A 25,054-nucleotide genomic window follows, 5' to 3' on the forward strand; every position below is an offset into this window, starting at 1 on the left:
TTTTCGATCCTTGTCTGCTCGAGTACCTGCGTGACGGGCATTGTGGTGACGCGCTGGATCACTTCATCGACGCGGCTCTCGTATTTCGGAGACAGGTGAAGCACGATGACGAACGCCATGTCCGCTTCGCGCGGCATCTGTTCAAAAAAACGAAGTAGCGCCTGGATGCCGCCTGCGGATGCGCCGATTCCGACCACCGGGAAGTCGAGCGTTGAGCGCCCAGGGGCAGGCTGGCCAGCAGGCGAATCCGTGGATGTGTCGGTCGTCATGGAAAAGCGAAATGCCTTCGATTTGACAGTTCTGTGTTCTTCGCGCGAACTGATCGGAGGGGACCGGTCCGCCGCGCGAATCGACGCCGCGTCCCAGCTAGGCCGAATACTCACAGCGTGTCGACAGCCACCGCCGACTCCTGGAATCCGCGGGCGCAGGTTCGCCGCACGCTACGACCAAACATTGACATCGTTATGCCGCAAGCTAATCCCGCAAGCGATGTTCCTGCGATGTTTGTCGAATACGAATACCTTAGCGGCGAAGAGAAAATATTATTTTAATCCAGACGCGACGCCCGAACAGAACCGAACGGGTGCCTGCGAGAGCAGGCCATCGCGATCCGGCAAGATCGAAATCGCATTTCGTTTCCGAAAAAATTTGAATCAGATGTCACGTGCCCGGTCTCGGAATGCCATGTCGAGGCCTTGCACGCATATAACTCGTCCGGCAACCGCGCGTTAAACCATATCTGCAAAGCACTCCAGCGCCTCTTCCGTCCCACAGACGCTGCTGTATTCGTGCCCGCCAACCGTACCTTGCGCGTCTCTCGGCCTGTCGCCGTGCCAACGAAGACTCGTCCGATTCCGCTGTCGAATCAGGTAAAAGAGGGTAAAGGTGCGGCCGCAAAGGTGTGCATTGTCAGCATTGGCCGCGTCGCCGCGGTGTCTGACAGGGGCGCCCAGCCGGACGCGCCTTTGCTTGCGAGAGCGCCCCAGCGCCATGCGGCGCACCGCGCTCGTGAGGTGTACGCTGGAAGCCCGACTGATCCGTCCGGACACAGGATCAGGTCTTGGTGCTCAATTCGCGCACGGGAGACGATCATGCTCAGACTTTTCGGCATCCTGGCACTAGCGGCTGCCGTCTCGGGATGCGTGGCTGCTCCGCCGTACGGTTACAGCGATCCTGCGTCCGGCCCAGGCTATTACGCGCCGGGTCCCAGCATCGGCGTGGGTGTGGGAGGCGGCAGCTTCGGCGGTGGGGTGGGGGTGGGCGTCGGCGTCGGGTTCTGAGCACAGCGCGGCCAGCCGACCTCCGTTGGCCGGACCGCCCGCTTGTTTCGCGCCACCGCAAAAGCGTTTGCTGTCGCCGGAAGCGCGCCGTTCACGCAGTCCGCTTCCCGCAACACGTCGCGTGACCGCGTTCCCGCGAACTGTTCGGCGCAACCGAATGACTGGAACATCAGCTACGCTTCGTCCCACGACCGGCGATCGCGCGCCGGTACCGGTCGTTGTCGACAATGAGGTGGTCGATCCGCTCGCGCAACTGCCGGTTCTGCGTGCGCAGCGCTTCCGCTTCGGCAGACACCTGCAGCCGTACGGCGTCGTTCTGCGCCTTGAGGAATTTCTCGGTCCCGGCGAGCTGCCCGGCAGCCCGGGCGAGCAACTCCGCATCCCGACCCGACGCCACGATCGTCTCGCGCAGGTCCGCGAGCATGGCATTGACGTGTTCACCCGCGAGATCGCGCGCGGCCTGCGCGGCGCCGAGTTCGCGGCGTAGCTCCCCCATTTCCTTTTCCTGCTGGCGGATCCGCGCGTGCGCATCCTCGAGCGCCGCCGTCGTCAGCTGCAGCTGGCGCCCGTCCCCGTTGCCAGCAACAGCGGACTTCCCCGGTTGGACGAGCAGCGCATGCACAGGCGCGATGCTCTCACGCAGCAGCTCGCGCACCAGCGGCGCCAGCGCCCCGCGCAGTGCATCGGCGTTGAGGGTGATGGGATAGCTGGCGCCTTCGCCTGCCCGGCCCTGTGCTGCCGCAGGGCGCAGCATGCTTCCACCCGTCGACGCGAAACGTGACGCGACCGGGACCAGCGCCGTCGCTTCAGCCGCGGCCTCGACCGCGCCGTGCTCGAGGGCCTGTGCGCGCAGCACGGCTGCCTGGATGGTTGGCGTGCTCGGCCGCCGGGTGACACCCGACTGCGGCGCGACATCACGCGGCAGCCGCCCGTACGTCATCGCGCCATAGACGCGGCCCGTGATCGCACGCACCGCCGCAACCAGCCCGTCCAGAAAACGCGCATTGTCCAGCGGGAAGTCCCGCTCGAGCGCGGCGAGCGCGCCCATGATCGCGCGCAGCTGCGCGTCATTCCACTCGATGCGCGGACGCCCCATGCTCGCCTCCTAGAACAGCGACGCCTGGCGCGGATCGCGCACGGGCGGCCGCGCCGCGGTGGTCGCCTTGCGATTGCGCGCCGACGCGCGGCGCTGCGGCACCCGGCGCAGATGGGCAATCAGCGACACGACCTGCGCGCCCGCGGTCAGCGTCAGGGCAAACAGGCCAACCTCGCCCGGCGCGCTCGCACCACACAAACGACCTGCGCGCAACGATGGCCGCAGCGCGTGGCGACGCGCGCGAGCGACGAGTTGGCCGCGGCTCATGCCGGGCCAGCACTCGGCGACGAACTGCCGGACGGTCGCGGGCAGTGACTCGGGGGCGGTGTCACCGGCAGCGCCAGCGCAACGAGTTCGAATGCATCGGCCATCGTGAATCAGACTCCCCTTCTGTGACGTCGTGTTGCGCCCGGGCGGGACGGGTGAAGCGAACCACGCGGCGTACAGCCTGCGCGCCGTCGCCCGCTTTGCCGGGATTGTGCCATATATGGAGGTATAAATACGCAGGTATCTATACCTGATCATCTATTCAACAACTTTCATTCTAAAACCTGTGCATCGCATGCTTTTCGGATCCAGTGCATTCCGAACACCATTGGCGTAGACACGTTTGCGACTAAAGGCGCAACAAAATCCGCAGGTTGCAGTCGGCAAAAGGTGAGCTAGAATCAGGCGCATTCTTCACCACCGGATCGCTCACCATGCAAATGGAAAGCTGGGTCGGGGCAATCGAGCGCGAATGGCATCAGTTGCGCCGCGCCGACCCGACACTGGATGTCGAAAAGTTCTCCCGTCACGTCATTGCGGCAAACAAGACTGGATTCCTGTCACCGGAGTCGCTCGCCACAATCGCAAACTCCCTTGCTCACCAGCACGTCAAGCCATGCACCCTATCTGGGCCGCTGGTTACTGTAGCGCATTGGCGCGAACCGCCATCCGGCCTGGCGTACGGCCATGGCCATTTCGCTCGTCACACCAACCGGAGGGGAGGCGGACTTCGCGAGGGGCAACGCGATTCTTGAAGACGTGATGAAGGATGAAACCGCAGAGGATCGTCTGCGCGGCCTGGCCGCCGCCGCGCTGGCCGACAGTGCACGGCTTGGGCGGGGCCGCAGGCGGATGTGAACCGTGCGCGTTCGCTCTACGAGCAGGCCATTGAACTGGGACACAAAGCCTCAGCACACAATCTCGGACTTTTCTGGGAGGGCGTGTGGGGTGCAGAAGACAGGAGCGTTGTCCCGGACCGCACAAAGGCCATGCAGAGCTATCGGCGAGGGGGCGATGACAAACGTTGCCAACGCCGTCTGGAAGCGCTGCGTTGAGGCACTACCGCCTGCGGGTCGGGCGCGTGAAAGATCCTGAGAGGCGGCCGACGGATTTCTCTCATCAATGGATAAAGGCAAGGTGACGGAGAAGAGACTCTCCGTTCCTCCTTGATGCGGGGGCGTACTGCCCCGCCCGCGAGTCGCTCCAGTGCGACAAGCTGGCGTTCAAGCAACGTACCCAGTTCGTCCCGATCGGCAATGTGATCGGCGGAGTCCTTGAAGGCTTTTCGCCCTCGGTATTAAATCCACCGTTGTGGGTCGTCACCGAACGCCAGTCACTGGAAACGCTTAACGTCGAAATATGACAGCATGAGGACGGCCGTTTTGGCGCTGGATGTCCAGGGGAGCCGCATATGTAGCGACTGACGCACCCGATGACAACATTGCCTCCCCTATAATCGATATTCAGAATATCAACATCGCATGGAGTTGTACTTTATGAGTCAAGCCCGCGGGCGATATGCGGGATCCCGGGACGGGGGTCAACACCATCCTCGCCACGAAAGTAAAGCTCCGCCCAACCGCCAGAGACCACCGTATGTGAAGGCGCCTCCCCGCGACGCCGCCCAGACTGCCTCCATCTTCAAAACACGATCGTTTCAGTTTCTGGTCGATGCGGTAGGCGCAGAGAATATCGCCATAGCACTTGAATCGAACATGACGCGCGTGGCCGAACTGATGAAAGGCGAGAGGTTCACGCCCGAGACCGCCTTTCACATGGAAACCACGCTTGGGTTACCGCATGGCTTTTTTGACCAGCCCAATCCTGCGCTCGCGCCCGAGACCATCGCTCTGAAGTCACCGCTCGACTTCATTCAAATCGACGACGGACCCGACGTAGAGTCCGAAGCACTTGAGCCGGCTTCTGCCCTGAACGTCGACCAGCAACCAGTTCCTGAAGATAGTTTGTCCGAGGAAGCGCAAATGCCGAAGAAAGTAGCGGGCGGGTCGCCCAGAGCCGTCAGGAACAGTCGAAGCGAAATGGCCGAACAGCCTGAACCTCGTGCGTCGCTCAACGCTTCGCCTTCGAAAGACAAGGCGTCTCCTGAAACGCCCCAACAGCAACCGCTGGCATTGAGCGACAGCGCCGAGGTGGAGAACATCCGGCGCGCAAACCTCCACCTTCTCACGAGTCGCAACGGATCGAAAGTAAGACTCGGCGTGGTCATGGAGATGAGTGGATTCAACATAGCCGATCGGCTACACGGCAAGAAGCGCATGGACAGTGTCGAAGCGAACCGGTTCACGGAGCGACTGGGTTTGCCAGTTGGCTGGCTGGACACGCCGCGCTCCGAAGCCGAGATTCCAGAGTCGGTGTCGCGTATGCTTACCCCTGCCGCACGCGGCCGCATATCTGTGCAACGACACGAGCCGCATGCGGCCGCAACAAAAAATGATGGCGCGCCTGGGAAACTCGCCGCTGCGAAGGCGCGTACGGGGCGCGCACGGGCGGGCGTCCGGGATGATCCGGAAAGCCCCTCACCTGTTTCGGCGGATGCCGCAGCAGAGCAAGAGACGATCGTCGTCAGCCCGCAAGTTCATGTGAATGATTTCACCGACGACCTTGCCGGCCGCCCACCTGAAGAAAGTAATGGCGAGGCACCGGCAGGCACACCGGCAACCGATGAGTCGCTCCCCGCCCCCGCAGTACCGCAGCGAAACCCGGTACCGCTCCCCTTCGCTTCCGTGACCAGCCTGGACAATCTTCACGGTATTGAACCGATAGCGGAAGCATTGATCAAGACGCTGGCAGGTAAGGCACGCACGGGTCGACTGGACGAATTGAAAGCGCTGGAACTTTTACAGCAAGCGGTCTTGTTGTAAGTCGTTGGCGGCGTCGATCGACCAACGATGCCGCCGCTGATCCGTTGTGAGCGCCACGTTGTCTGGATTTGCGCCGAATTGCATGAGTCCCAGTGAGAGGGGAAACGGTTGTCACCGTGACTCGCGAATTCGCAACACCACCAGATGATGCAGCCCGCGGGCGCCCGGGACGACGCCTTTTGCAGGCGCGAAGTCCGGCCCGCCCGCGTTCAACGAGTACAACCGGCTCGACCTGTCTGTCTGTCGCGCACGCCAGCTTTAGTTATGTCAAGTGCGTAGGATACCAATCTATTTTCCAAAAGCGAACCGGGCACCGAAAATACGAGGTGCAGCCATTGTGTGAAGCCGGCGCTCGACGGTCCCACCTTTATCCATTTGGCACCCTGATAAGCCGTGCTTCCAGCGGCGACCGGCCGCCCCATTCTAACCGTGCCACGACGGTCCTACGGTCGGCCAGTCACGCGCTGCACCATCGCGTAGCACCGACATCTGCAAGCCGCTCTTGAGTGCGTAGTTCGGGTCGTATTGATTGGAGTAGCCCCACCAGTCGAAGCATGCATTCGGGTTCGTCGGTCCTGGCGCAGACGACGCAATCGTGTCGGGATACAAGACCACCAGTTTGTTCGTGTCGGCCCATTCATTGATGCCCGCCTCGGCGACCCAGCGGTTGCCGATAAGTGATGCCTCCTGCAGACAGCCGTGGAGGGCGAGCACGAATCCGCACTTGTTCCCTTGCGCGCAGGCTTTGGGAACAAAAACGCTCCCAGGCGGACTCATAGAAAGGTTTGGCGGCGCCCCGAACTCCGTTTGATCGAATGCGGACAGCGTACCCGACAGCTTTCCGTTGTTGCGCGGTTTCAATGGACCGAGGAACATCGTCAGCCACGTTTTTACTGAATCGTAGACTGCGCCATTCGCCGAGCAACGCACCATGTAGGGACTCCCGAGTGTGCCGCATGCAAGTTCGCCGTCAGGCGATTCCCAGCCGTGCTCGGCGGGAAACGAATTGTCGAAGTGAACATTGGCTTCATAACGCTGGTATTCCGAGTTGAGGTCGGCCATCTCGAGGGGATTAACGACTTGGTCTTGCGTGCCGGACCAGAGGTAGACGGGCTGTCCACGCAGATTCGTCGCCGGGTCGATGGTGCCGAGGGACGATTGCGCGTCCAGGTACGTCTCGGATGCCACAAGCGTGCTGTTGTACGACGCCTGATTCGACGGAAGCGTCAAGCCGCCACAGTTTGCCAAAGCTGTCGCGGCTCGTCCGGCGGCGGCACACCAGTACACTCCGCCAGCGTAGACAGCGGCCCCTTTGAAGGTCGAAGAGTGGGCAACGTGCATCTGCACCGCCGCGAAACCGCCAGACGAGATACCCGCGACGAAGACCTTCCTCGGGTCAATCTGATAGCGCTGAAGTTTTTCGATCCTGGACGCGTCCGCGGCAGGGCTCGACGTGTCAGCTAACGCCTTCGCCTGTGCCGATGCTCCCAATGCACCGGCATCCGTACCGGCCGAATCGCCGCCACCGCCCCACCCGGCGAGGCCGATCGCCAACACAGCTGCCGACGCTAACCGCAGGCCCAAAGCCGTCGTCATCATTGTCGTCTCCTCGTCGGAGTGGAATAGATTAGCAACATCGCTCCGCCCGTCGAACTGTTCAGCGGTCCTGCCTCGTGTCCCAAACCCGGAGCACGAAGATTGTGGCGGGGGGCTCGGCGTATGCGGGTTTGATTTCGAGATGCATTTCGTAGCGCCCCCCGAGGCACACCCACTTGTGAACCTCGCGGGGGGGCGGGCCATCGTACCCGTCCAGTTCCTCCCCGAGCCGGTGATAGTGGGTTTCGCCCAGCTTGTTCGCTTCGGCCAAGAGTGCCTTAACGACCGTTCGCGCCGCTGAGACGTCGTTATAAAGCTTGACATGCTCAGCGATCTGGGCAAGGTCGGACATGGCCTTGCTGGTCAGTTCGACCGGCACGGTTATGCGCGCGGCACCGGCCGTTCGCCTTGCGTGCCGAGGCTATCCGCCCACGCTTCGGCTTCCTTCATCGAAACCACGCGGCCCGCGTCAACGTCGTCCAAGCCCTCCTGGATCAAACGTCGCTTTTCCTTTTCACGCGCCAGGTACGCGATCAAGGCTTTTTTAATGATCCATTGCTTCGGGCGCTCCATCTGCTCGGCCAAGGCGTCAACTTCCTCGGCCAACGCCACGGGTACCTGAGCGGTCAGGGTCCGGGTTGTCGCTGTTGCAGTCATTGCCACCCCTATTATGCATATTCAATAGTCTCTATTGTAAAACAATAAAGTGACTGTGCGAATTGTTTGACGACCTGCGCCTTCCCGCAAGTCCTGTCGCACGCGCGTATAGGAGGTTGCTTCACTCCCATCTCCCCTCTTCGGAAATCGAAGTCACTCGAGCCGACGAAGTGAGTTCAGTCGTTGCCTTCTCAGTGCGCAGCTGTCATCGAAGAAGCCTAAGTCCGCCGGGGTCTGGGCATAGCCTTGCGATGAACTGCCAAGGATGCGGCGAGCGCGGCTGCGGAATCGTCGAGCCAGTGATCGACGGGACTCACCGGACGCGGCGGGCACTCTTCAGCTGTAACCCGCTCGTGCCGGCGAGCGAATTACTGATAACGTCGTCATCTGGAGTCAGGACACGTTGGTCCGTTCTCTTGCCGTCATCTGCACCAGCACGGCGGCGCTGCTCGCATCGCATGCATTCGCCGCCGCGCCGCGCCCGGTCGTCGTCGAACTGTTCACGTCGCAGGGCTGTTCGTCATGCCCGCCGGCCGATCGCTTTCTGTCTGAGTTGAGCGACACACGCACCGATGTGCTGCCTCTGGCCTTTCACGTCACATACTGGAACCGGCTCGGCTGGAAAGATCCGTTTTCATTCGACGGCGCCGATACGCGTCAGGCGCAGTACGCCCAGTGGTTTCGCGACTTCGCGTACACGCCGGAGATGGTGATCGACGGCAAGGCCGAAGTGGTCGGCTCGAATCGAAGTGCAGCCAACTCGGCCATCGACCAAGCGAAGTCCATGGCGTCACGGTCGCTACAGTGAGCGCCGCGCGCGCAGGTGGCGGCGTTTCGGTGTCCATCGGCCCGGGCAGCGGAGGCGCGCGCATGCTGCTGGTCGGCTACGACGCGCGCCATGTCACGGCGATCGGGAGCGGCGAGAACGCGGGCCACATGCTCACTGAATCGAACATCGTGCGTAGCATTGCGCCAATCGGCCAGTGGTCCGGCACGGCGCTCACGTTGCGTGCCAACGCCGTCACCGGCGAGCATCTGGTGGTACTGCTCGAAGCGCCCGATGGTGCGATCATCGGTGCCGCACGCGTTGTCGATGTGCGTGAAGCGCCTGCGCGCTGAGCGATTGGTTGTCGCGCGCCAACGAACTCAACGCAGGTGCGCCGAATGCGGTTCGCTCACCCGAACGCGTACGGATCGCTGGTCCATGATAAAGAACCGCTCCGCTTCGCTTGCCACGCCATCCGCACCGATTCGTCGCGTTTCGTTCTCAAGCAAGGCCGCCGCAGCGCACCGAAGCACGGTGCGACGATTCCTCAGGATGTCCGCCTGTCCGAACACCCGGCTGCCATCAGGGACGTGATGGCGCTCGTGACCAGTCCTGACAGAGGCGCGCGCGTCGTTTCGATCAGGACCTAGGCGCATACTGATCGCGCAGCGCGCGAATGCGGTCGTGATCCTGCGCCACGGCCTCATAGAGCCGTTCGACGACGGCATTCACCTCGGCAGGCAGATAGATCTTCCTCAAGTACGTCGTGAAACCGCTTCTCCGCGGCATCTTCATCCTTTTCGCAATCGGCAAGGATCGCATGATCAGGACGGCGGCCGACCGCAGACTTCAAACTGAGCCAGCCGCGATGCAACGCACCCGACACGCCTGCCGCCACCTTCCGGCTTGCCACCAAGCTTCAACACGAGATCCTGCAATTCGCGCGTCACGCGAGTACAGCTCGACACTTTCGAGCAGTGCATCGTTCACGCTCGCATGCTGTACCTGATCGGCTGCTTTCATGAAGCCGCGCTCACGGTCATTCGACGTTTCGATCAGCACGTTCAGCAGGGTAATGACACTGGTCGTCATAGGTTCGCTCCCATTGTCCCATTGAGAATAGACGCGATGACATGCAGTCGGCCTTGCACGGGGCCATGCCCGCGCTAACCGGCCTTTGCGACATATCGAGGCTGCGTTGATTGGCATTTTCCAATTGATCGGGCAAAGATGCTGCCCCCGGAACTCAGGTTTTCGATGCAATCCGCCCTACGGGCGGGAATAACGCGGCTGTCGTCGCGCCCGGCGGCCTGGGCGCGTCGCTGACGCGGCAATCGAGCGAGGTCGCCGTCCGGTCGTTGCCGACGTTGTCCGTTACTGGCTTGCGCCCGTCGCGCTGGCTGCTGGGGGATTGCCCATCGCCGCGCCGCTACTGCCCGGCGCTACGCCGCTTGCGCTGCTGTCAGCGCGCTTGCAGCCCGCCGCACCTAAAGTCAGAAGTACGACGGACGCCGCAATCGCAATGCGTCTCGCGCTATCGTTCCTGGCGTGGTGGTCTTCTGGCCTGGTGAGCGCAAAGTCTGAAGGCCGCATTTTACGGTGCAATTCCTGTGCCTCTTCGACCGCGGCCAGTATCGCGGCGCCGCGCGGCCCATGCCCCGCTTCTCCACCCTTCACGTCCTCTGCGGTCGCGCGAAATCGCGTAAGCGCACACTGGAACGCTTTACATAGCGCTGCAATTTCTACGGAAGCACGTGGAGCGCAATTGCGCTCATGAAAAAGGCTGCACAACAATTGAACTCAGCGACCGGTTGCGATCGTAACGGATAGCAGTTCACGCTGAGTTACTTGATGATGATGATGCCGTCACGGATTCGATATGAGGTTAATGTCTGCGGCGGGGATTTGCAGCATGTTCGTGAACCCTTCCGCGAATGGAAAAAGAACCTCTCGTTTATCGGAAAGATCGACGGATGTTCGAAGGCCAGAATGAAGTCCGCCTCCTTTCGGTCCAGACATTCCCTGTCGGAGCAGGCCCGCAATGCGCTAGAGCAGGCGTGCGAGCCATGACACGTGTGCACTGGCTGCAGAGGTGCACGATGACAGTCGCAATCGATGGATTGTGATGGCCGCGTACGAGGATTGATGCGACATTGATGTGCCCGGACTGCACTTATGGAACAGTCAACTTCAGGCGCACCGGTGTCCAGTCCTGACGGTGCTGCGAGCGACATGCCGGTGACAAATGGAGCTGCTGTGAGGCGCAATGTCACGCATGTTCTGTTTCGTCATCGTTCGCGAAGAGGCAGTTCAAGCGGGGGCGGCTAACGATTCCGCCCAGCCAACCGGAAGTTGCTCTGTTTGCACCGCTCCGAACTGTCGCGCTGTGGCGTCGCAAACAGTAAGAACGCGGCGCCACGACGGCGACGCGGCCTTGGGGACCGCACGCCCGTGGGACCAAGGCTAATCTCGACGGTCGGCAGATGGCACGTGCCTTCCAGCTGCTTCATTCGCGCGACCTGATCTGGTCACGGATGATGCATGAGTATCTGCTCGGCAAGCACACCAAGTCCACGGACCTGATGGCATGGAACGCGGATACGACGCGCCTGCCGTACCGACTGCACAGTGAGACACTGCGGGAGCTGTATCTGCGCAACGCGCTGGCCGAGGGACGGTATTACATACGCGGCCGTGCGGTGGCGCTTAGCGATCTGAGGTTGCCGGTGTTTGTGGTGGGCACGGAGCGGGATCACGTGTCGCCGTGGCGCTCGGTCTACAAGCTGCACCTGCTGAGCAACGCGGAGATCAGCTTCCTACTGACGTCCGGTGGCCACGATGCCGGCATTATCTTCTCCGAACCGGGGCACGCCGGCCGCAACTATCGCTTCAGCACGCGGGCCAGGGATGCACCCTACCTGGGCCCGGACGAGTGGTATGCGCGGACCCGCGTGCATGAGGACTCGTGGTGGCCGCGCTGGCAACACTGGCTCGTGGCGCATTCCGGTGACAGGGCGCCGCGCGCATGACCGCCGGAGAGGTGCTTTGCGACGCACCCGGCACCTATGTGTTCGAGCGTTAGGCGCCTGCAGCGCCTACGACGACGATCCTGAAACGTACCGCAACCGGGCCGATGTAGATCGTGCGCCCTTGATCCGCTGGCCGCCAGTGCGGTCGGGGCAATAATCTTTTTATTCAGATCCTGATTTATGGGTGGGCTTATCTTTCTGGCTGGTCGATGCAAGTTCTTCAAGCTGTTCTTCGGTCATCGACTCATACATCGATTTCGCGGCGCCCTTCAGTTCTGCTACAGGCTTCTCGCCCTTCTTTGCGGCCAGTGCCACGCCGGCCGCCATCTGTTGTGCTTTCGATCTTGCGGGCATTTGATCCTCCCTGCAAATCAGACTACGCGTCGAACTGCGCAATGAATCCACCGCAGAGGACGTCTGCTCATTATTAGCAACAGATGTACCAGGGATCCTTTCTGGACGGCTTTACGCAACCCTTCCAGGGATTAACACCGGCGGGGGCTCGTCTCACCGGCGCCGGCTGATATTCGCCCCCACTCGTGAGGCACGATAGGAAGTCCGCTTCGCGCCCGCGGTCGAATCAAGAAGCGCCAACTGCCTGGAAGCAGCGCCCTAGCACCTTGGGGGCGGACCGACTGCGGCACGCGACTTGCTGCGGGAGGCGATTGACGGACGACATCTGACAGCAGGCGAGGTCACCCATCATGTTTCCTGATACGTGATCGACGTGCGGCGCAGGCGTATCGCATACGCAAACTTTGCCTGTTGACCCCTTCCCGGGATCGCGGACCAACGGCCGTGGGTCCCGCGGTTACCTGGATACTGCCGGGAAACGCTTTCTTCCTGGCGCGTCATCGGCCGGCTTCGCGAAGCGCCACGTTGCGGGACAACCGCCCGGCCACCGCTGGCATACAGGCAGATGGGTGCATGGCCGGAAACCATACGGGGAAAGCAATCCCGCTACGAGCGCAGGCATACCCCTGCTTCGTCAACTCACGAAACGAGGGCCGGAGATTACTCAGGTGTGCTGTTTGTGGGGGCTGGAGAGCGACCAGCCACAGCTCGCCGAAACCCGTGTGCAAGCTGGGCACCTTCTCTAGACTGGAGAGCACAATGGCCGATGCAACATTGGCTGCGAGGACGAGTACTGGCGCATGGCCCGCGCCTTGGAACGTGAGACACCGCAGCAGAAGCCTGCTCAAACCAGTGCCCCGTTGAACCCGGCTCGGGATGAACCAACCGGTCTGCGTTAGTGCGTCGGGATCGTGCCGGAATGTCGCACGGGCATCGGAATGACTACGACTCGGGGAATTCCAGCAGGCAACGCACGCCGGGTTGCATTTGCGTTCCCCACAACGGTCGTTGCTGGACGCCGACGGTTTATTTTGTGAAGCGAGCAATAGCTCGATCAGTCATCGGGGAGGGCGGCCGGCGGCCCAGCCAGGACTGACTACAGATGGAGACTGCCAATGACAGATAACATCGACCGCGACGCGTTGATCCGAAGCGCAGCCGACGAATGCATGACCCCCGACCAATTCGACCAGTTCGTCAGAATTGGCGAGCAGGACCGCGATGTTTACACGCGATTTTATCGCTGTATCGCCAAGCGGATTCCACCTGCCGAACTCGAGGGACAGACCGCGAGTCCTGCTATTGGCGCCACGGATGGCATGGAACGCAGAGCCTTGCTGCTTCATCTGGGCGACGTGATTGAGGCGATTGCCTGCGTCACGAAATGCGCCCACCGCTACAACACCATCGGCGAAGCCGTCCGGCAGGAGGAATCGCTGATGACCTTTTCCATCTTGCAGGAGGTCGAGCCAGAGATGACACCGCTTGAATTCGTGACGCGAGCTGCCGGTGCCTATTTTCTATGGCCCAAGGCGCTGCTCGATGTGAATCTGAACCGACGGTCGCTCGCCCATCTCGTTGAGCATGATCTGTTCGCCGACAATGAGGCGGGCTGGAAAGCCTACGTCGAAGACCTGCACGCGGACGTGCCGTGGTTTGGAAGGGGGCTAGGCGCCGAACATGAACCTGACCTCCCGCCCCTCGGAGATGCGTCACCGCCGGGACATCCTTACTGACGCAAGACCCCGTTGCCGGCAGCGTTCGATGAGCTGTTCTGTCCGGAATCACTTCCGTCGTGGTGTGCTTTGCCTCCGGCAAGCCCTTTGTTACTGCCTATAGGCCGCCATGACACGCCAGACGTCGGACGATGCGCGAGCACGCATCCGGCCAGGCGAAGCACCTCCTGTTTCCCCTCGAACATCCCCCATCTTGATCTTCCATCCGCCGCTCCCGGCCGCTGGGTGTGAACGAGGAAGCGGGCGAACCGGCTCTGGGATTTTTCACGACAGCGAGATAGCCAGTGCCATATCCCGGCGCGACCGAACGCGCGCTGACGGCATCCGTCTCGACACCGACCTGGATTTCCAGACCGTGGCAGGTATAGTCACGCTTCACGCGTGATCTGCCGCATTTACGGCCGCTAGCGGCGGCACGATTGTGATCCGGTCGGGTCGGACGGATCCTGACCGGCCTGAAAAATCCGTGTGTCATCGTGCCGCGCTCAACCGGTTCCTGTCGCAAGCCAGTACACGCGCGACGCCGATCGCGGTACCCATCATTCGGATCGAAACGCCAAGCAGATGCTCGATGTGATCCTCAATGCGCGCCCGTGCAGTCTTCCTGTAGATCAGACCTTCCTGGTATAGCCGCTGCACCATCCCTTGCTGTTGACTTGCTTTCCGCCAAACAGTGCACACGGGCCAAAGGCGTCGCCCGCCTTACCCGAAAACAGCGAGCAGTTGCTGCACATTGATCCGGCCACGTACTTTGATCCGTACCTGGCCTTGTCGATCTTGGTCGCGTCTTCCTTATAGCCGAGCGCTACCGCGGTCGGGTCGCTTTCGCTAACGTGCGGTGCATCGGCGAACGCCTGGCGCGAGAGGGCGAGCGCCGAAGCGGCGCCAAGACTCGTAATCAGAAACGTGCGACGAGACTGTTTCATCGGGGGATTCTCCAAGTGTTGTGTTGGACCCGTTTGGCAGGAACCTTTACTGCGCAGCATACAACGAAGATCGTTTGTGGCACTGCCGTCGCTGCAATGAAGAGAATAACGCCGCGGCCCGCTCCCGCAAATGTGCGCCTCCTCTCGTCCTCGCCCAGAATCCGCGCCTCCCGTCCGCTCATGCCGATCTGGGAATGTTTTCGCAATCACGCTGCGCGATCGCGAGGCACGCCGTCAAGGGGAGCGGAACAAAGTGGGGCTGGAAGGTATGGCCCTGAATATTGGCAAGCTTGCGTGATCATGGACGAAGAACCGGGGAGCGGGATTTATCGGTTCCACGCGTGGAGGTACGCCTCGGGCTGGAGGAGAAACGCATCTATCCGTGCTGCATCGGTGGCAAGCGCCGAGCGCCGACAGAGGACTGCGGCGGCCCGCGTGCCTTCGTGGCCCGTCGTGACGAAGTCCCATTGGCAGTCGAGGAATTGATCGAAGATATCCGGGACGACCCCGACGCCAATGATCTGGAATCGATTCGCAATTGGATCGGGGGCGTCGACGATCTGCGCGAATGGCTGATTGTCATGGGGTCGCGGGAGCCTCGCATGTGGCGCTCCGGTTCACGCGCGAGCTGATGGCCGGCAACTGATCGGCGACGATGCGCGGCATTTGGGGACACGCGGTGCGCAAATTTGCATTCGACGCCGGACACATTTTCAAAGCGCTGCCGGCTCATTCACTGAATCTTCGATCACTGACGCTATTGACGATGGCATGCATTCTGCTCGCTCATCCACGATGGACTGCGGCTGTGCTGTGTCAGTACCCGCGCACTCATACCCAAAAGATGCGACTGTCAGACCGGAGGCGACGAATGTTTGACGTAGCACCCCTGTGCAGTGACTTCGCCCGGACGTTCAGGCAGATGGGACCGTTTTCATCTGGCTCTACGCGATGTAAGGTCGGGGTGGTGCCGTGTGCGCTCGTCTACGTGGAACTGGATGGTACGGGTAGCCCGAACTGCACCAACGCCAATCCGTTCTGCTATCTCGAGCAGGCGATCGCGCTTCATCGAAGCCTTAAGGCGGTTGGTCTCCCCGGACTGACCGTGGCAACCAATGTCGCCGACCAGATTGAGCGGCACCTCGCCGAGGTTGATTCTGATTCGCGTCCTCATATCTTTCAACTGGCAGCGTCGACACTGGCACTGCCGAAGATCACGCGGTTCTATAGCGCCCACTTCAAGCTGGACATGATGGAGCAGTTAGGCGCGACGCTACAGGAAAGCGATCTGCTGCTGGTACTCGATACCGACATGCTCGCCCTTCGAACACTGGATGAAGAAGTGCTGCGGCGTTGCTTGACGACCGGCGTGGGCGCCTTCGACATCTCCGATCAGGAGTTTTCGGCCTACGGCGATGCGCGCGTTATCGCCGATCTTGAAACGACTGCCGGTACCCGCCTGAGGAACCCCAGATGGTTCGGCGGCGAAGCGCTCCTGGCAACCGCGGGATTCATCAGCGAACTGGTGCCTCGCGCGCACGCGTGCTTTGAGCGGTACAGGCAGGCGATGGGCGAACTGAACCACAACGGTGATGAAGCGTTTATTTCCGCGGCGCTCAATCTGCTTGCCGATGACGGACATCAGATCATCGACCTCGGCGCGCATCGACTCGTCGGACGTCACTGGTCCGGCAATACGCATCGCGATCTGCGCTGGTTCAAAGGATGTTCGCTGCTGCATCTGCCCGGATGCAAACGGCTGCTCGAGCGTCAGGCCCGCCGTCGGACGTTCAGCGCGGCGCACGTCTGGCGCAGACTGGTCCTGTTGCACGAGCTGAATCGGCCCATCTGGCCGCTCAGACGCTGGATCCGCTCCACGGTGCGACCGCGTCACCGCACACCCGCCCGTGCGGCAACGAACGCCGCCCCCCGGGTCGATGTCCTTGTGTTCGATCCGGATGCCAGGCGTTTGTCAATACTGGTTTCCAGGCTGACGTCGCTTGGCATGCAGGTCATGCCCACCATCACGACACAGCAAGCCCGGCTCGAAGCCGTGCGGCTCGATCCACGGGTCATCGTTGCTTCGAGCCCGCTTCGTGTCGTCGATGCCGGTGACCTGCCAGACGACGTGCTCGGCGTGCGGAACTGCACCCATCGTCCCGTCATGATTGCGTTCTCCGTTGACGATGCGCGTCTGGACTGGACGGAATGGGACCGGTGGTTTCCGCGCTCGGCCGATCCCGCCGCGATCGTACGAGCGGTAGCGGATGCGCTCGACCGAGGTTCGCGCGCGAGCGTTTCCCATACGGGCCGACGTGTCCCTCGTTTCTGTGAACGGCCAGGCAGATCGTTTTGGGAGTGACGGCATGCACAAGCATGCCTCTATTGATACACACGATGGAGACGCCATGTTCGTCGCGAACGACCAGCAAGGGTGGCCGCATACACGCTTTGCACACTTCGACGGCACCACGACTGCACGACGGATTGCTTTTGTGCTGACTGACTCATGCGACCTGCTCGGGGTGTGCGCAATCGCCGAAGCACTGGATTGTGCCTGCGCGTTGGCGACGGGTGAGGCGCCCGTCCGATACGAGATGCAATTCCTGTCCGCAAGCGGAGGATGCGTCAAATGTGACGGTTCGCTGATCGTCGCAACGGAAGCCTTGGCCAGCACGCGCGACATGCGTTTCTCCAGCGTGTTGGTCGCTGGCGGGCCGCTTTCGCAAGAGATGCGAAACAGGTTGCCTCACGCTTCGTGGTTGCAGCGGATGCGCGCCAACGGCACGCCCGTCAGGTTCCTTGCAGCGGTCCATGAAAAGTCGCGTGTCGAAGCCGCGTCGTGGTCGCCAGACGGCACGGGTGCTGGCGCCGGGCACGGGCAGCCGCTTCGGCATATGGCGCGATTGGCATACGCGATAAAGGCGGCTTTCGACGTCATCTGCGCCGATTTTGGGGAATCCATCGCGCGCGAAGCACTGCGCCGCACAGCGTACATGGATTCGAACGTGTTGCTTGGGTCGTCGATCGACAGGACCGTTACCTCTGCCGACAGAGTCCGCGCGGCGGCCAGGTGGCTTCGGGAAAACTGTAACTGCCCGTTCTGTATAGCAGGTGCAGCCGACGCGTCTGCCATGAGCCAACGCACGCTGCTGCGTTACTTTCGGACCTACCTGGGTACTTCGCCTTCCAGGTACCTGCGGCGGGCCCGGCTTGAGCTCGCATGCGAACTGCTGGCGCAAACCTCGATGCCTGTGGATGATGTGGCGCGTCGCGTCGGACTGGGTAGCGGCGACAGACTTGGCAAACTGTTTCGCCGCTGCATCGGTAGGTCTCCGACGGAGTACCGCGCCTGGAGGCGAAGTCAACCAGACAGCGAGGCGCCGGGCAGTCGATACAGTTCTGCGACACGTTCGCGCTCGCCGGGCGAACCCTACGATGGGATGCCTTAAAGAACAGCCGCGGATAAGTGAACGGTACGCTGCTGCGCCTTGCCAGGCCTCACGCGCCTTACGCTCAGCCTGGGTCGACGTGTCGCCAATCAAACCGCCGATGGCGGCTGGATTGGTCCGGCTTCCAGTTCTGCGCCTTCCGTCCCGGTCCCTGGCTATTCATGCTTCTGTGGCCGGCTGCGCGCGACCCGCAATCGTAGAACGTATTGAAAGTATCACAGTTGCGGCAATAAGTTTGTCACTTCGCGACGATGCCGCCGACCGGAGCCGGTAGAAGTTTGCTGCATAAGGATCCGGACGGAGTGAAATCAATGTGTCAACGTACTTTCCAACTGACCATGTGAACGTACTGAGCTGAGTGGAATCCATGTTGGGGGCTACGTCCTCATCTGATCCGGCGCGGCCCCGCGGTCGCCCGCGCGCCGGCCCGCGACCATCTCCGTCAGCCAGTTGACGACCAGTTCGGTGTACGCTCGCTGACTGGCAGCGTCCGACAGCCCATGATCCGCGCCTTCGATGATCCGGTACGTGAGCGAATGCGCCTGCAAAAACGCCTGCAGATAGCTGGCGATCGCGGTATGCGGCACGATTTCATCATGCTCCGATTCGACGAGCAGCACATCGCCGCCAAAGCGGGCCGCCGCCCGCAAGGCGCGATTGTCTGACGACGGCACGATCCGTTTGCGATACGCGACGAGATCATGTTCGACATGCAGTGCGCGCTTCGGTGTATTCCAGCCTTCGTCGAGGTAGAGCGCCGGCACGCGCAGACCCAACCAACGCACGGGGCGCAGCTCAGTCAGAATGGCCGCGAGATAGCCTCCGTAGCTGCTACCGACCACGGCGACCGCATCGCGGTCTATCAACGGGTGCCCAACGAGCGCATCGTATGCGGCGAGCAGATCCTGCAGATTAATTTCCCGGGTCACGTTTTGCTGTTCCTCCAGCGTGCGCCCATGTCCCGTCAGATCGAAGGTCAGGCAAACGCAGCCAAGTGCCGCCGCCTGCCGGGCGCGCTCCAGATACTGCTCCTGGCTACCGCCCCAGCCATGCACGAAAAGAACACCTGGCACGGCTGTCTTCGGTGCGAGGAAGGTGCCGTCGAGGTGTCCGCGCTCGACCTTGATCTGCACGCCATAACGTTCGGCTGTCATCTGTCGCTGCTCCCTTGCAATATATGGCAATCCACCGTGTAGTACTTCGTGATGGCGCCCGCATGCTCATCGACGCCCCGATAGACGATCGAGGCGCCGTCGGGTATCTGCACATCGTCTCCGTAAACCTCGCGTGTCGAGGCCCGCACCGCAAACGCCTGAGGATCTGCCCTGAACGTGCGCAATGCACCAATCTCGGCACCCGTTGCGCCGCCGACCCGCCACGACTGCTCGAGCACGCCGCATTGGCGCACGCCTTGTGCGTCGATGCCCCAGGCGACGTCGTAATTGCGCCTAGATGCGAAGAAGCCAGCGTAATCGTTCTGCACAGCGGCATCGAACGCGCGCGCCTTGACTATGGCCTCGTGAATGTCGCTCGTGACGTCGAGCCGCGCAAGTATGTCGAAGCCACCGCGCACGACGACCAGATCGGTGCCGCCATATACATGGTGGCCGTGGTTATTGACGGTCAGATGCTGCACGCCGTAGTAACTCGCCACCATATCGTCGAGCGTGACCTGGCCAACGCTCAGCGTTTCAATTGCATCCAGATGCCGCTCGACGACGATGCCTTCGGCTCGCAACACCGCGTCGCCGAGCGCGGTAAGCTCCGTTTCCAGTTCATCCATGTTCGCGACCAGTGACTGTCCGGCTCCACCGATCCCGTATGGCCGCTTGATCCGCACACGGCCGTCCTGCCAGAGCATGCGTGCCGCGTTGCAGGCATCATCCCGCGAGAACGCCGAGTTGCCCGGCAGAACCAGCGTAGCCGTGTGCTCGCCGAATGCCCGCGACCAGCCAGGCGGCGAAATCTGCGCGTTATCGGGCAAACGGTGTGCGATCAGCTTCGTCGCGACGAACGGAAATGGCACGACGCCACCGTACAGATCGCGCACCGAGTGCACGCCAAGCTTGTGCGCTTCAGCAAGCGTCAGCGTGTCGTCGGGAACCAGGTAACGATGCGCAGGATAAGTGCGCATCGCATTGAAGTCGCCCGCAAGCGTTGTACCCTTAAGTTCAGCGATCTGGCTGGCGAGCGCCCATAGCGTGTCGACCTCGTGACCGGCGTGAGCTGCCTTGCGTCCTCCGGCATAGACGAGCACAACGGGTAGCCCTCGCATTGCTGAAGATGGATGCGCCAATGCCTTCACGTTATCCTCCTCGCGCCGTCGCGCGACAGTCGCGGATTATCGATTGACTGCGCGGGCATCATCGGTCGACGCCAGCCATTGCTCTCAGCGAGCAAGGCCTATGCCTTCGTCTGCCTGACAGCCAGGGAAGTCGTCGAGGACCCACGGCGCCCCTGCCGGACCAACGCTATCCCATCCGGGGCGTCATCGCACCCGCACGCTGTGCCAGACCTCGTTAAGACCGTCTCCCGAACGATCGCCTGGCTTCTTGTCCATCAGGCCGCGATACAAACGCTTGCCCTGGAAGGCCCATTGCGATCCGCCATTGGGCACAGGCATCAAGGTCAGTACCCCGGACGGTTTGTCGCCTGGGGCGGCTAGCGCGGGTGGAAAATTTCTCTCGCAGTCGCCTTCGCCCGATTTCGCATCGGGCATTCCGTTCCCGTCGAATACATACAAGGTCATTCCGTGCCCGTCGACCAGCATGCCATCACTTGCGCGCGGGGCACCAGCAATGGCTGCGGTAGCGGCAAGAAGTCCCGCGAGCATCGAGACGGTTGAGGCGTTTTCATGTCCACTCCTGCTGAGCTGAACCAGTCAGCAAACCTGTCCGTCGTTGCTGTCGAAGCAGAAGATCATGCGGGTTCCATTACGCGCAGCATCGAACCTCCGTCCACGCTCTTCAGCGGAAAATACGAGGGGTGTGTGGCAGGATCAATGGCGACCACGTGCGCGTTGGGCCCGAGCCGGCCTTCGCCAATTTCGATGACATTGGAGCCTTTCACGCTGAAGATGGAAACGATGCCAGCTCTTCCGGCCACATAGAGCCTGCCCGGTGCCGGATCGAACGCCAGCACGTCCGGGTCCTTGCCGATGTCGAACGACTGGACGATCCGCCGTGCTCCCATATCGAACACAAGGAGCTTGTCGTTGCCCTGACACGCGACGAAGGCAAGCCGGTCCGGAGAGTCGATCAACAGTTCATGGTTGTGCTGGGCTCCCGGAAGATTGATACGTGCAACGATCCTTGCCAACCTCGCCACCAAGTGGAATGGTCGCGACACGCTGGTTGCTTCCGACATCAACGGCGGTCTCGGTGCTGCCCGTCTCGTCCGACACATAGAGCTTATGCACGTCGGGCGCGTAAGCGATCCCGTCCGGGTAGTGGCCTCCCGGCGTGCGCGCGACTATCTTGAGCGTGGATTCATCGATGGCGACAACCTCGACCGTTCCCGACGCCGAACCTCGATTCCACTGACCAGGATGCGTGCGCACCGCATTGCCGACAAATTGCGGCAGGCTGCCGACGCAATGCGGGGAATCATGCATCGGCATCCGGGTGGTGGCTCATGGGGGCGTGTCGACCTGGCATCGTCGGACATGATGTCGCCGGAGACGGCCCATACTGTCTGGAAAGCGCGAACCGACCCGCGCCGACGCACGGCGTCGATCGGCATGGACACGCAACGAGCATGAGCGTGATCGTGAAGGTTCACTGTGGCGTCGACCGATCGGGTCAGGTATGGCGAAAATTTGGCCGTCAGCAGCTCGGCTCAAGGGAAGCCGGTCTCGCATCGCGAGAATGGCGTAAAAACGCGGCGCCCGTACTCTGCCGGTGACTACTTGCTCGTTCGGGGCGTGACGGATATCGCAACCGCTTCGGTGTGCACAATCTGAACCTGATCACCCGCGCGAATGTTCTTCAACTGCTCGGGGTCTTCCACGAACACATTCTCCGTGCCCTGCGGCGCCTTTATTGTGATGTGTTTCCCCTTTGCATCGACGGCAACGACATCGGCCACTACCGTCACCTCACGACTGATTGTGCCACCCGGTTTGGTCCCGGACGCGGCCGGCAGTAAGATCTGCCGCTCCTGGGAAGACCGCACGCCGCCTGTTTTTGTGAGACTCAGAGACATCGCCACCCGGTGCTGGGTGGCGACGACATCGCCAACCTTGAGCTGATCAAAGTTGCGCACTTGCTCGCCCGCCTTAAGTTCATCGACCCGGCCGTTCTTGTCGTTGAGCGTGACGATCCGGGTAGCAGGATCAATGGCGACGACCGTGGCAATGACCGTTGACGTTCCTGTCACGGTGGTCGTGTCTGTTTCTTTTTTGATCTCCACGGACGTCTGTGGCTGGGCAAATGCCGGGCAGGTCATCATGGCGACGGCGGCCGCCATAAGGAAATACTGGATCTTCATTGCCGTGCTCCCTGGATCGGCTCCGCAAAGATTCAATTGGACTTTCTCTCATATCCCGCTACCACCGCATGGGGCCATGTCCCTAGCCCGATACCAATCGCAGTTGTATCTGCAGTTGTATCATTTGTTCGTCGCGCGCGAATGCAGCAATTACAACGGACTCCCGGTAGCGCGTCACCCGGCCGCTCGACCTGACGTACTGGCTTGAGCCCCATCTCGACGATCGCCTGAATGACCTTGAATCTGTGCAGTTCTCGCACATTCAAGCTCACCGGTTTGACTGGCTCCATGGTTGGCTGCTTCAACCCTGGAGCGCACCGCCAGCTTGCCAGAGTTCGCCTGAAAAAACAGGCACACCGTTTTGAGGCGACGCGCCTGTTTTACTTCCACGCGACGTGGACGTCGCCAGTATTAAAGTTTGACGTCCCCTCGCTCTGGCGACGCCGGCGAATCCGCAACGCTTTCACCGATCCGCATGTCGCCGCGCTCGTCGACGGGTGCTTCCGTGCGGCCTCTCCGGTAGGGCTCGCTGCCGTAGTATGCATGCACGGTGGCGGCCCATTTCGGATCGGCCATCGCCGGCCAGCTATCCTTGTCGAATCCCGGTGCGTTCCTGATCTGCTCGGACGATGCCGACAACATAAAACATTTGTGCGACGTGTCGAGCGTCAGCGTGTGCCACGGGATCGCGAGCAGCTTGCCGCCGATGCCGAGAAAGCCGCCGCTTGCCAGCACCACGTACGCTACGCGGCCGGTGCGCATGTTGAGCATGATCTCCTTGATCTTGCCGACGTCGTCTCCGTCCGCGCTCAGCACGGCATTGCCGTCGAGCGTCGCCGCGGCGATCACAACGGGGCCCGGCCCGTCGGCCGGGTCGGCGCTTGCGCGCGCGATCTGCGCACGGTCTTCAGTGGCAGACTGATTGGTCATGTTCATGGTAGGGCTCCCGGTTCATCCACACTGACTTCACGAAACGACGTGACGCGACTGTATGACGCCAATCGTCACGACCACTACTGCGTTCTCGAGATCTGCCTAGGACACCGCCGAGCCGTAGCAATTTTTTGTCGGGGCAGATCGTGACCAGATCGATGATGTCCTGGTTCGCGCCGTCACGCGCGCAGTTTTCCACCGGTATCTCCGCGTCGGACAAACTGGGCTGCGCGCTTTCTGAACATCCCACCGGCTCGCCCCGATGATGATGGTCCCGCGCGTGATTGGGGGTGCGGCGTCGGTTCCTCCGCGCGCCAGAACACGTTAACTGCTGCATCACACGTGCCCGGAGCGCGGAAGGGTATGCGGCAAAGCGGGTCGCATCGCGGCGGCGCGGGAGCCAGCTCAGAGCCACCGAAAACGTCATCGAAAAATATGATTCAATTCATGATGCAGCGCAAACTCGGGACGGTCGTCGTAACGACGATGCACGACTTGCAACTACGATTCACGGTTCGCGAAACCGGATTCCTTAAGTCCATTTTTCACACGCGCGCTATCCGATTGGCGGTGACTACAACAAGGACGCCGCTTCCACCGATGCGCCCAGGGGCGCGGGCATCGGCGTGACGATCGGGGCTGTCGCGGGCGCCATGATCGGCGTCGGCATCTTCACGGCGTTTTCCGCGCCCTTGCTGGTGCTGGCGATCGCGACGGGGGTCGGTGCGTATATCGGCTCGCTGATCGGCGCGATGTACACGACGCGCGACGCCGGCAGCAGTGCGCGACAGCGTGTTCACTACGAGCAGCGCCACTCGGGCGTGTTGCTTGCCGTTCACGTCACGCCGGAAACCCAGCAGGACGCGGCGCATGTGCTGCGTAAGGCGGGGGGCGCGTCGATCGAACGCGCATCGGGACGCTGGCAGCAGGGCCGGTGGGCGAACTTCGATCCGACGCAGCCGCCGCAACCCATGCAAGCCAACGAACTGGTCGCCGACAGGGCGCGCGAACGACACGCGTGATCCACGCGTCTCACCAAGACTCCGCACCGGGACCCGCGTAGGGCTGCACAGCCGCACCTCCAGCCCCGCTCCTTGTGGGTGCCGGAACGTCCCGGAAACCCGATTCCTCATCCAGGATAGGCAACGAGGCGTGCTGTCCGACCCGTTATCCTCGGCCGCAATGCCACCTCAACCGAGGAAATCCATTAGAGGAATCGCCTGGCGGAAGACGGTGCCGTCGAGCAGCGCGGGCCGCTGACGGATATACGCGACGTGACGCGCGGTATCGCCGCGCGCGCAATGGATTTGCCGCGCCATTGCACTTCGCCGCCGTCGAGCGGATCGAGCAGCGCGAGCGCGCGCATGAACACACTCTTGCCGGAACCGGAAGGGCCCGTGATCGAGATGCGTTTGCCGGCTTCGATCGTAATGCTCGCTGCATGCAGCAGCGTCTGGCCGTGGACGTGTCGCGCCGCACGATGTCTTTCGCCTGGACGAGCGGCGCGTCCGTCATGCTGGTCTTGTGGGGCATGGGCAATAGAATCTGTCGCAGCGCATCATCACAGCGAAACGCGCACGGCACACGGCGTG

Annotated in this window: 26 protein-coding genes and 4 pseudogenes; 12 read left to right on the forward strand and 18 right to left on the reverse strand. The window is 61.8% G+C overall.

Going from position 1 to position 25,054, the window contains the following annotated elements:
- Positions 1-269 (reverse strand): chemotaxis protein CheB (locus tag SB822_RS51200; RefSeq protein WP_410858375.1); only part of this gene is annotated, 269 nt, incomplete at its 3' end.
- 822 nt (positions 270-1,091) lie between these two features.
- Here SB822_RS51200 and SB822_RS51205 point away from each other — a divergent pair.
- Positions 1,092-1,280, forward strand: a complete 189-nt coding sequence (locus SB822_RS51205) for a hypothetical protein (RefSeq protein ID WP_410858376.1) — start codon at positions 1,092-1,094, stop codon at positions 1,278-1,280.
- 169 nt (positions 1,281-1,449) lie between these two features.
- Here SB822_RS51205 and SB822_RS51210 read toward each other — a convergent pair whose 3' ends face one another.
- Together SB822_RS51210 and SB822_RS51215 are read right to left on the reverse strand one after the other, a co-directional pair.
- Complete coding sequence (locus SB822_RS51210) at positions 1,450-2,376, reverse strand: hypothetical protein (RefSeq protein WP_410858377.1); 927 nt, start codon at positions 2,374-2,376, stop codon at positions 1,450-1,452.
- Between the two features lie 9 nt (positions 2,377-2,385).
- Positions 2,386-2,643, reverse strand: coding sequence for a hypothetical protein (locus SB822_RS51215; RefSeq protein WP_410858378.1), 258 nt, complete (start codon positions 2,641-2,643; stop codon positions 2,386-2,388).
- Between the two features lie 687 nt (positions 2,644-3,330).
- Between SB822_RS51215 and SB822_RS51220 the strand changes: the two genes are divergently transcribed.
- Both SB822_RS51220 and SB822_RS51225 read left to right on the forward strand, forming a co-directional pair.
- A complete protein-coding gene (locus SB822_RS51220) occupies positions 3,331-3,501 on the forward strand; it encodes a hypothetical protein (RefSeq protein ID WP_410858379.1) in 171 nt (56 codons plus the stop codon).
- Between the two features lie 638 nt (positions 3,502-4,139).
- Positions 4,140-5,525: a hypothetical protein gene (locus SB822_RS51225; RefSeq protein ID WP_410858380.1), complete on the forward strand. Its 1,386-nt coding sequence runs from the start codon at positions 4,140-4,142 to the stop codon at positions 5,523-5,525.
- Between the two features lie 423 nt (positions 5,526-5,948).
- On the opposite strand, the gene SB822_RS51230 is transcribed toward SB822_RS51225, so the two are convergent.
- The 3 genes from SB822_RS51230 to SB822_RS51240 are packed head-to-tail and all read right to left on the reverse strand — an operon-like array spanning position 5,949 to position 7,778.
- The gene (locus SB822_RS51230; RefSeq protein WP_410858381.1) at positions 5,949-7,124 is read right to left on the reverse strand and encodes a prolyl oligopeptidase family serine peptidase; all 1,176 of its coding nucleotides are present in this window, start codon (positions 7,122-7,124) and stop codon (positions 5,949-5,951) included.
- 58 nt (positions 7,125-7,182) lie between these two features.
- Positions 7,183-7,500, reverse strand: coding sequence for a type II toxin-antitoxin system RelE/ParE family toxin (locus tag SB822_RS51235; protein WP_410858382.1), 318 nt, complete (start codon positions 7,498-7,500; stop codon positions 7,183-7,185).
- A gap of 2 nt (positions 7,501-7,502) precedes the next feature.
- A complete protein-coding gene (locus SB822_RS51240; RefSeq protein WP_410858383.1) occupies positions 7,503-7,778 on the reverse strand; it encodes a CopG family ribbon-helix-helix protein in 276 nt (91 codons plus the stop codon).
- Between the two features lie 403 nt (positions 7,779-8,181).
- Between SB822_RS51240 and SB822_RS51245 the strand changes: the two genes are divergently transcribed.
- Both SB822_RS51245 and SB822_RS51250 read left to right on the forward strand, forming a co-directional pair.
- A complete protein-coding gene (locus tag SB822_RS51245) occupies positions 8,182-8,586 on the forward strand; it encodes a DUF1223 domain-containing protein (protein WP_410858384.1) in 405 nt (134 codons plus the stop codon).
- Positions 8,587-8,615: 29 nt separating this feature from the next.
- Positions 8,616-8,897, forward strand: a complete 282-nt coding sequence (locus tag SB822_RS51250) for a DUF1223 domain-containing protein (protein WP_410858385.1) — start codon at positions 8,616-8,618, stop codon at positions 8,895-8,897.
- Positions 8,898-9,183: 286 nt separating this feature from the next.
- Here SB822_RS51250 and SB822_RS51255 read toward each other — a convergent pair whose 3' ends face one another.
- The 3 genes and pseudogenes from SB822_RS51255 to SB822_RS51265 form a co-directional block, all read right to left on the reverse strand.
- Positions 9,184-9,333, reverse strand: coding sequence for a hypothetical protein (locus SB822_RS51255; protein WP_410858402.1), 150 nt, complete (start codon positions 9,331-9,333; stop codon positions 9,184-9,186).
- A 22-nt stretch (positions 9,334-9,355) separates the two neighbouring features.
- Positions 9,356-9,418 (reverse strand): annotated as a pseudogene (locus SB822_RS51260) (aldehyde dehydrogenase); the annotation flags it as partial.
- Positions 9,394-9,636, reverse strand: a complete 243-nt coding sequence (locus SB822_RS51265; RefSeq protein WP_410858403.1) for a hypothetical protein — start codon at positions 9,634-9,636, stop codon at positions 9,394-9,396. The gene SB822_RS51265 and the pseudogene SB822_RS51260, both read right to left, overlap by 25 nt.
- A 768-nt stretch (positions 9,637-10,404) precedes the next feature.
- Here SB822_RS51265 and SB822_RS51270 point away from each other — a divergent pair.
- Positions 10,405-10,690, forward strand: a pseudogene (locus SB822_RS51270) (hypothetical protein).
- A 337-nt stretch (positions 10,691-11,027) separates the two neighbouring features.
- Entirely contained in the window at positions 11,028-11,573 is a 546-nt protein-coding gene (locus SB822_RS51275; RefSeq protein WP_410858386.1) for a hypothetical protein, read from the forward strand.
- A 162-nt stretch (positions 11,574-11,735) separates the two neighbouring features.
- On the opposite strand, the gene SB822_RS51280 is transcribed toward SB822_RS51275, so the two are convergent.
- Complete coding sequence (locus tag SB822_RS51280) at positions 11,736-11,927, reverse strand: DUF3008 family protein (protein WP_410858387.1); 192 nt, start codon at positions 11,925-11,927, stop codon at positions 11,736-11,738.
- Positions 11,928-13,042: 1,115 nt separating this feature from the next.
- Here SB822_RS51280 and SB822_RS51285 point away from each other — a divergent pair.
- On the forward strand, positions 13,043-13,663 hold the full coding sequence (locus SB822_RS51285; RefSeq protein ID WP_410858388.1) for a hypothetical protein: 621 nt from the start codon (positions 13,043-13,045) through the stop codon (positions 13,661-13,663).
- Positions 13,664-14,274: 611 nt separating this feature from the next.
- Here the strand turns inward: SB822_RS51285 and SB822_RS51290 are convergent.
- Entirely contained in the window at positions 14,275-14,589 is a 315-nt protein-coding gene (locus SB822_RS51290) for a high-potential iron-sulfur protein (protein ID WP_410858389.1), read from the reverse strand.
- A gap of 341 nt (positions 14,590-14,930) precedes the next feature.
- On the opposite strand from SB822_RS51290, the gene SB822_RS51295 reads away from it, so the two are divergent.
- Genes SB822_RS51295 through SB822_RS51305 form a run of 3 tightly spaced genes read left to right on the forward strand, consistent with a single transcriptional unit; the run spans position 14,931 to position 18,041 of the window.
- Positions 14,931-15,221: an IS1096 element passenger TnpR family protein gene (locus SB822_RS51295; protein ID WP_410858390.1), complete on the forward strand. Its 291-nt coding sequence runs from the start codon at positions 14,931-14,933 to the stop codon at positions 15,219-15,221.
- A 23-nt stretch (positions 15,222-15,244) separates the two neighbouring features.
- Entirely contained in the window at positions 15,245-16,951 is a 1,707-nt protein-coding gene (locus tag SB822_RS51300; RefSeq protein WP_410858391.1) for a response regulator receiver protein, read from the forward strand.
- A gap of 46 nt (positions 16,952-16,997) precedes the next feature.
- Positions 16,998-18,041, forward strand: coding sequence for a helix-turn-helix domain-containing protein (locus tag SB822_RS51305; RefSeq protein ID WP_410858392.1), 1,044 nt, complete (start codon positions 16,998-17,000; stop codon positions 18,039-18,041).
- A gap of 377 nt (positions 18,042-18,418) precedes the next feature.
- Here the strand turns inward: SB822_RS51305 and SB822_RS51310 are convergent, their stop codons facing one another.
- From SB822_RS51310 to SB822_RS51335, 6 genes and pseudogenes are all read right to left on the reverse strand, one after another.
- The gene (locus SB822_RS51310; protein WP_410858393.1) at positions 18,419-19,195 is read right to left on the reverse strand and encodes an alpha/beta hydrolase family protein; all 777 of its coding nucleotides are present in this window, start codon (positions 19,193-19,195) and stop codon (positions 18,419-18,421) included.
- A complete protein-coding gene (locus SB822_RS51315; RefSeq protein WP_410858398.1) occupies positions 19,192-20,316 on the reverse strand; it encodes a DUF3182 family protein in 1,125 nt (374 codons plus the stop codon). The genes SB822_RS51310 and SB822_RS51315 overlap by 4 nt, the downstream gene beginning before the upstream one ends.
- 213 nt (positions 20,317-20,529) lie before the next feature.
- The gene (locus tag SB822_RS51320; protein WP_410858394.1) at positions 20,530-20,811 is read right to left on the reverse strand and encodes a transcriptional regulator; all 282 of its coding nucleotides are present in this window, start codon (positions 20,809-20,811) and stop codon (positions 20,530-20,532) included.
- 149 nt (positions 20,812-20,960) lie between these two features.
- A pseudogene (locus SB822_RS51325) lies at positions 20,961-21,567 on the reverse strand (YncE family protein); the annotation flags it as partial.
- A 377-nt stretch (positions 21,568-21,944) separates the two neighbouring features.
- On the reverse strand, positions 21,945-22,529 hold the full coding sequence (locus tag SB822_RS51330) for a hypothetical protein (RefSeq protein ID WP_410858395.1): 585 nt from the start codon (positions 22,527-22,529) through the stop codon (positions 21,945-21,947).
- A gap of 411 nt (positions 22,530-22,940) precedes the next feature.
- Positions 22,941-23,459, reverse strand: a complete 519-nt coding sequence (locus SB822_RS51335; protein WP_410858399.1) for a PRC-barrel domain-containing protein — start codon at positions 23,457-23,459, stop codon at positions 22,941-22,943.
- 551 nt (positions 23,460-24,010) lie between these two features.
- On the opposite strand from SB822_RS51335, the pseudogene SB822_RS51340 reads away from it, so the two are divergent.
- Positions 24,011-24,484: pseudogene (locus SB822_RS51340) on the forward strand (hypothetical protein); the annotation flags it as partial.
- A 185-nt stretch (positions 24,485-24,669) separates the two neighbouring features.
- Here SB822_RS51340 and SB822_RS51345 read toward each other — a convergent pair.
- Complete coding sequence (locus SB822_RS51345) at positions 24,670-25,002, reverse strand: ATP-binding cassette domain-containing protein (protein WP_410858400.1); 333 nt, start codon at positions 25,000-25,002, stop codon at positions 24,670-24,672.
- Between the last annotated feature and the right edge of the window lie 52 nt (positions 25,003-25,054).

Origin of the sequence: Paraburkholderia sp. SIMBA_054 (assembly GCF_046534875.1) — a bacterium.
In the GTDB taxonomy this organism is placed as follows: domain Bacteria; phylum Pseudomonadota; class Gammaproteobacteria; order Burkholderiales; family Burkholderiaceae; genus Paraburkholderia; species Paraburkholderia hospita.

What these genes read in the sequence shown, in the direction of transcription:
- SB822_RS51205 (WP_410858376.1), top strand. Translation starts at nt 1,092, where the DNA reads ATGCTCAGACTTTTCGGCATCCTGGCACTAGCGGCTGCCGTCTCGGGA.
- SB822_RS51210 (WP_410858377.1), bottom strand. Translation starts at nt 2,376, where the DNA reads ATGGGGCGTCCGCGCATCGAGTGGAATGACGCGCAGCTGCGCGCGATC.
- SB822_RS51215 (WP_410858378.1), bottom strand. Translation starts at nt 2,643, where the DNA reads ATGAGCCGCGGCCAACTCGTCGCTCGCGCGCGTCGCCACGCGCTGCGG.
- SB822_RS51220 (WP_410858379.1), top strand. Translation starts at nt 3,331, where the DNA reads ATGGCCATTTCGCTCGTCACACCAACCGGAGGGGAGGCGGACTTCGCG.
- SB822_RS51225 (WP_410858380.1), top strand. Translation starts at nt 4,140, where the DNA reads ATGAGTCAAGCCCGCGGGCGATATGCGGGATCCCGGGACGGGGGTCAA.
- SB822_RS51230 (WP_410858381.1), bottom strand. Translation starts at nt 7,124, where the DNA reads ATGATGACGACGGCTTTGGGCCTGCGGTTAGCGTCGGCAGCTGTGTTG.
- SB822_RS51240 (WP_410858383.1), bottom strand. Translation starts at nt 7,778, where the DNA reads ATGACTGCAACAGCGACAACCCGGACCCTGACCGCTCAGGTACCCGTG.
- SB822_RS51255 (WP_410858402.1), bottom strand. Translation starts at nt 9,333, where the DNA reads ATGCCGCGGAGAAGCGGTTTCACGACGTACTTGAGGAAGATCTATCTG.
- SB822_RS51265 (WP_410858403.1), bottom strand. Translation starts at nt 9,636, where the DNA reads ATGACGACCAGTGTCATTACCCTGCTGAACGTGCTGATCGAAACGTCG.
- SB822_RS51275 (WP_410858386.1), top strand. Translation starts at nt 11,028, where the DNA reads ATGGCACGTGCCTTCCAGCTGCTTCATTCGCGCGACCTGATCTGGTCA.
- SB822_RS51280 (WP_410858387.1), bottom strand. Translation starts at nt 11,927, where the DNA reads ATGCCCGCAAGATCGAAAGCACAACAGATGGCGGCCGGCGTGGCACTG.
- SB822_RS51285 (WP_410858388.1), top strand. Translation starts at nt 13,043, where the DNA reads ATGACAGATAACATCGACCGCGACGCGTTGATCCGAAGCGCAGCCGAC.
- SB822_RS51290 (WP_410858389.1), bottom strand. Translation starts at nt 14,589, where the DNA reads ATGAAACAGTCTCGTCGCACGTTTCTGATTACGAGTCTTGGCGCCGCT.
- SB822_RS51300 (WP_410858391.1), top strand. Translation starts at nt 15,245, where the DNA reads ATGCGCGGCATTTGGGGACACGCGGTGCGCAAATTTGCATTCGACGCC.
- SB822_RS51305 (WP_410858392.1), top strand. Translation starts at nt 16,998, where the DNA reads ATGTTCGTCGCGAACGACCAGCAAGGGTGGCCGCATACACGCTTTGCA.
- SB822_RS51310 (WP_410858393.1), bottom strand. Translation starts at nt 19,195, where the DNA reads ATGACAGCCGAACGTTATGGCGTGCAGATCAAGGTCGAGCGCGGACAC.
- SB822_RS51315 (WP_410858398.1), bottom strand. Translation starts at nt 20,316, where the DNA reads ATGCGAGGGCTACCCGTTGTGCTCGTCTATGCCGGAGGACGCAAGGCA.
- SB822_RS51320 (WP_410858394.1), bottom strand. Translation starts at nt 20,811, where the DNA reads ATGCTGGTCGACGGGCACGGAATGACCTTGTATGTATTCGACGGGAAC.
- SB822_RS51330 (WP_410858395.1), bottom strand. Translation starts at nt 22,529, where the DNA reads ATGAAGATCCAGTATTTCCTTATGGCGGCCGCCGTCGCCATGATGACC.
- SB822_RS51335 (WP_410858399.1), bottom strand. Translation starts at nt 23,459, where the DNA reads ATGACCAATCAGTCTGCCACTGAAGACCGTGCGCAGATCGCGCGCGCA.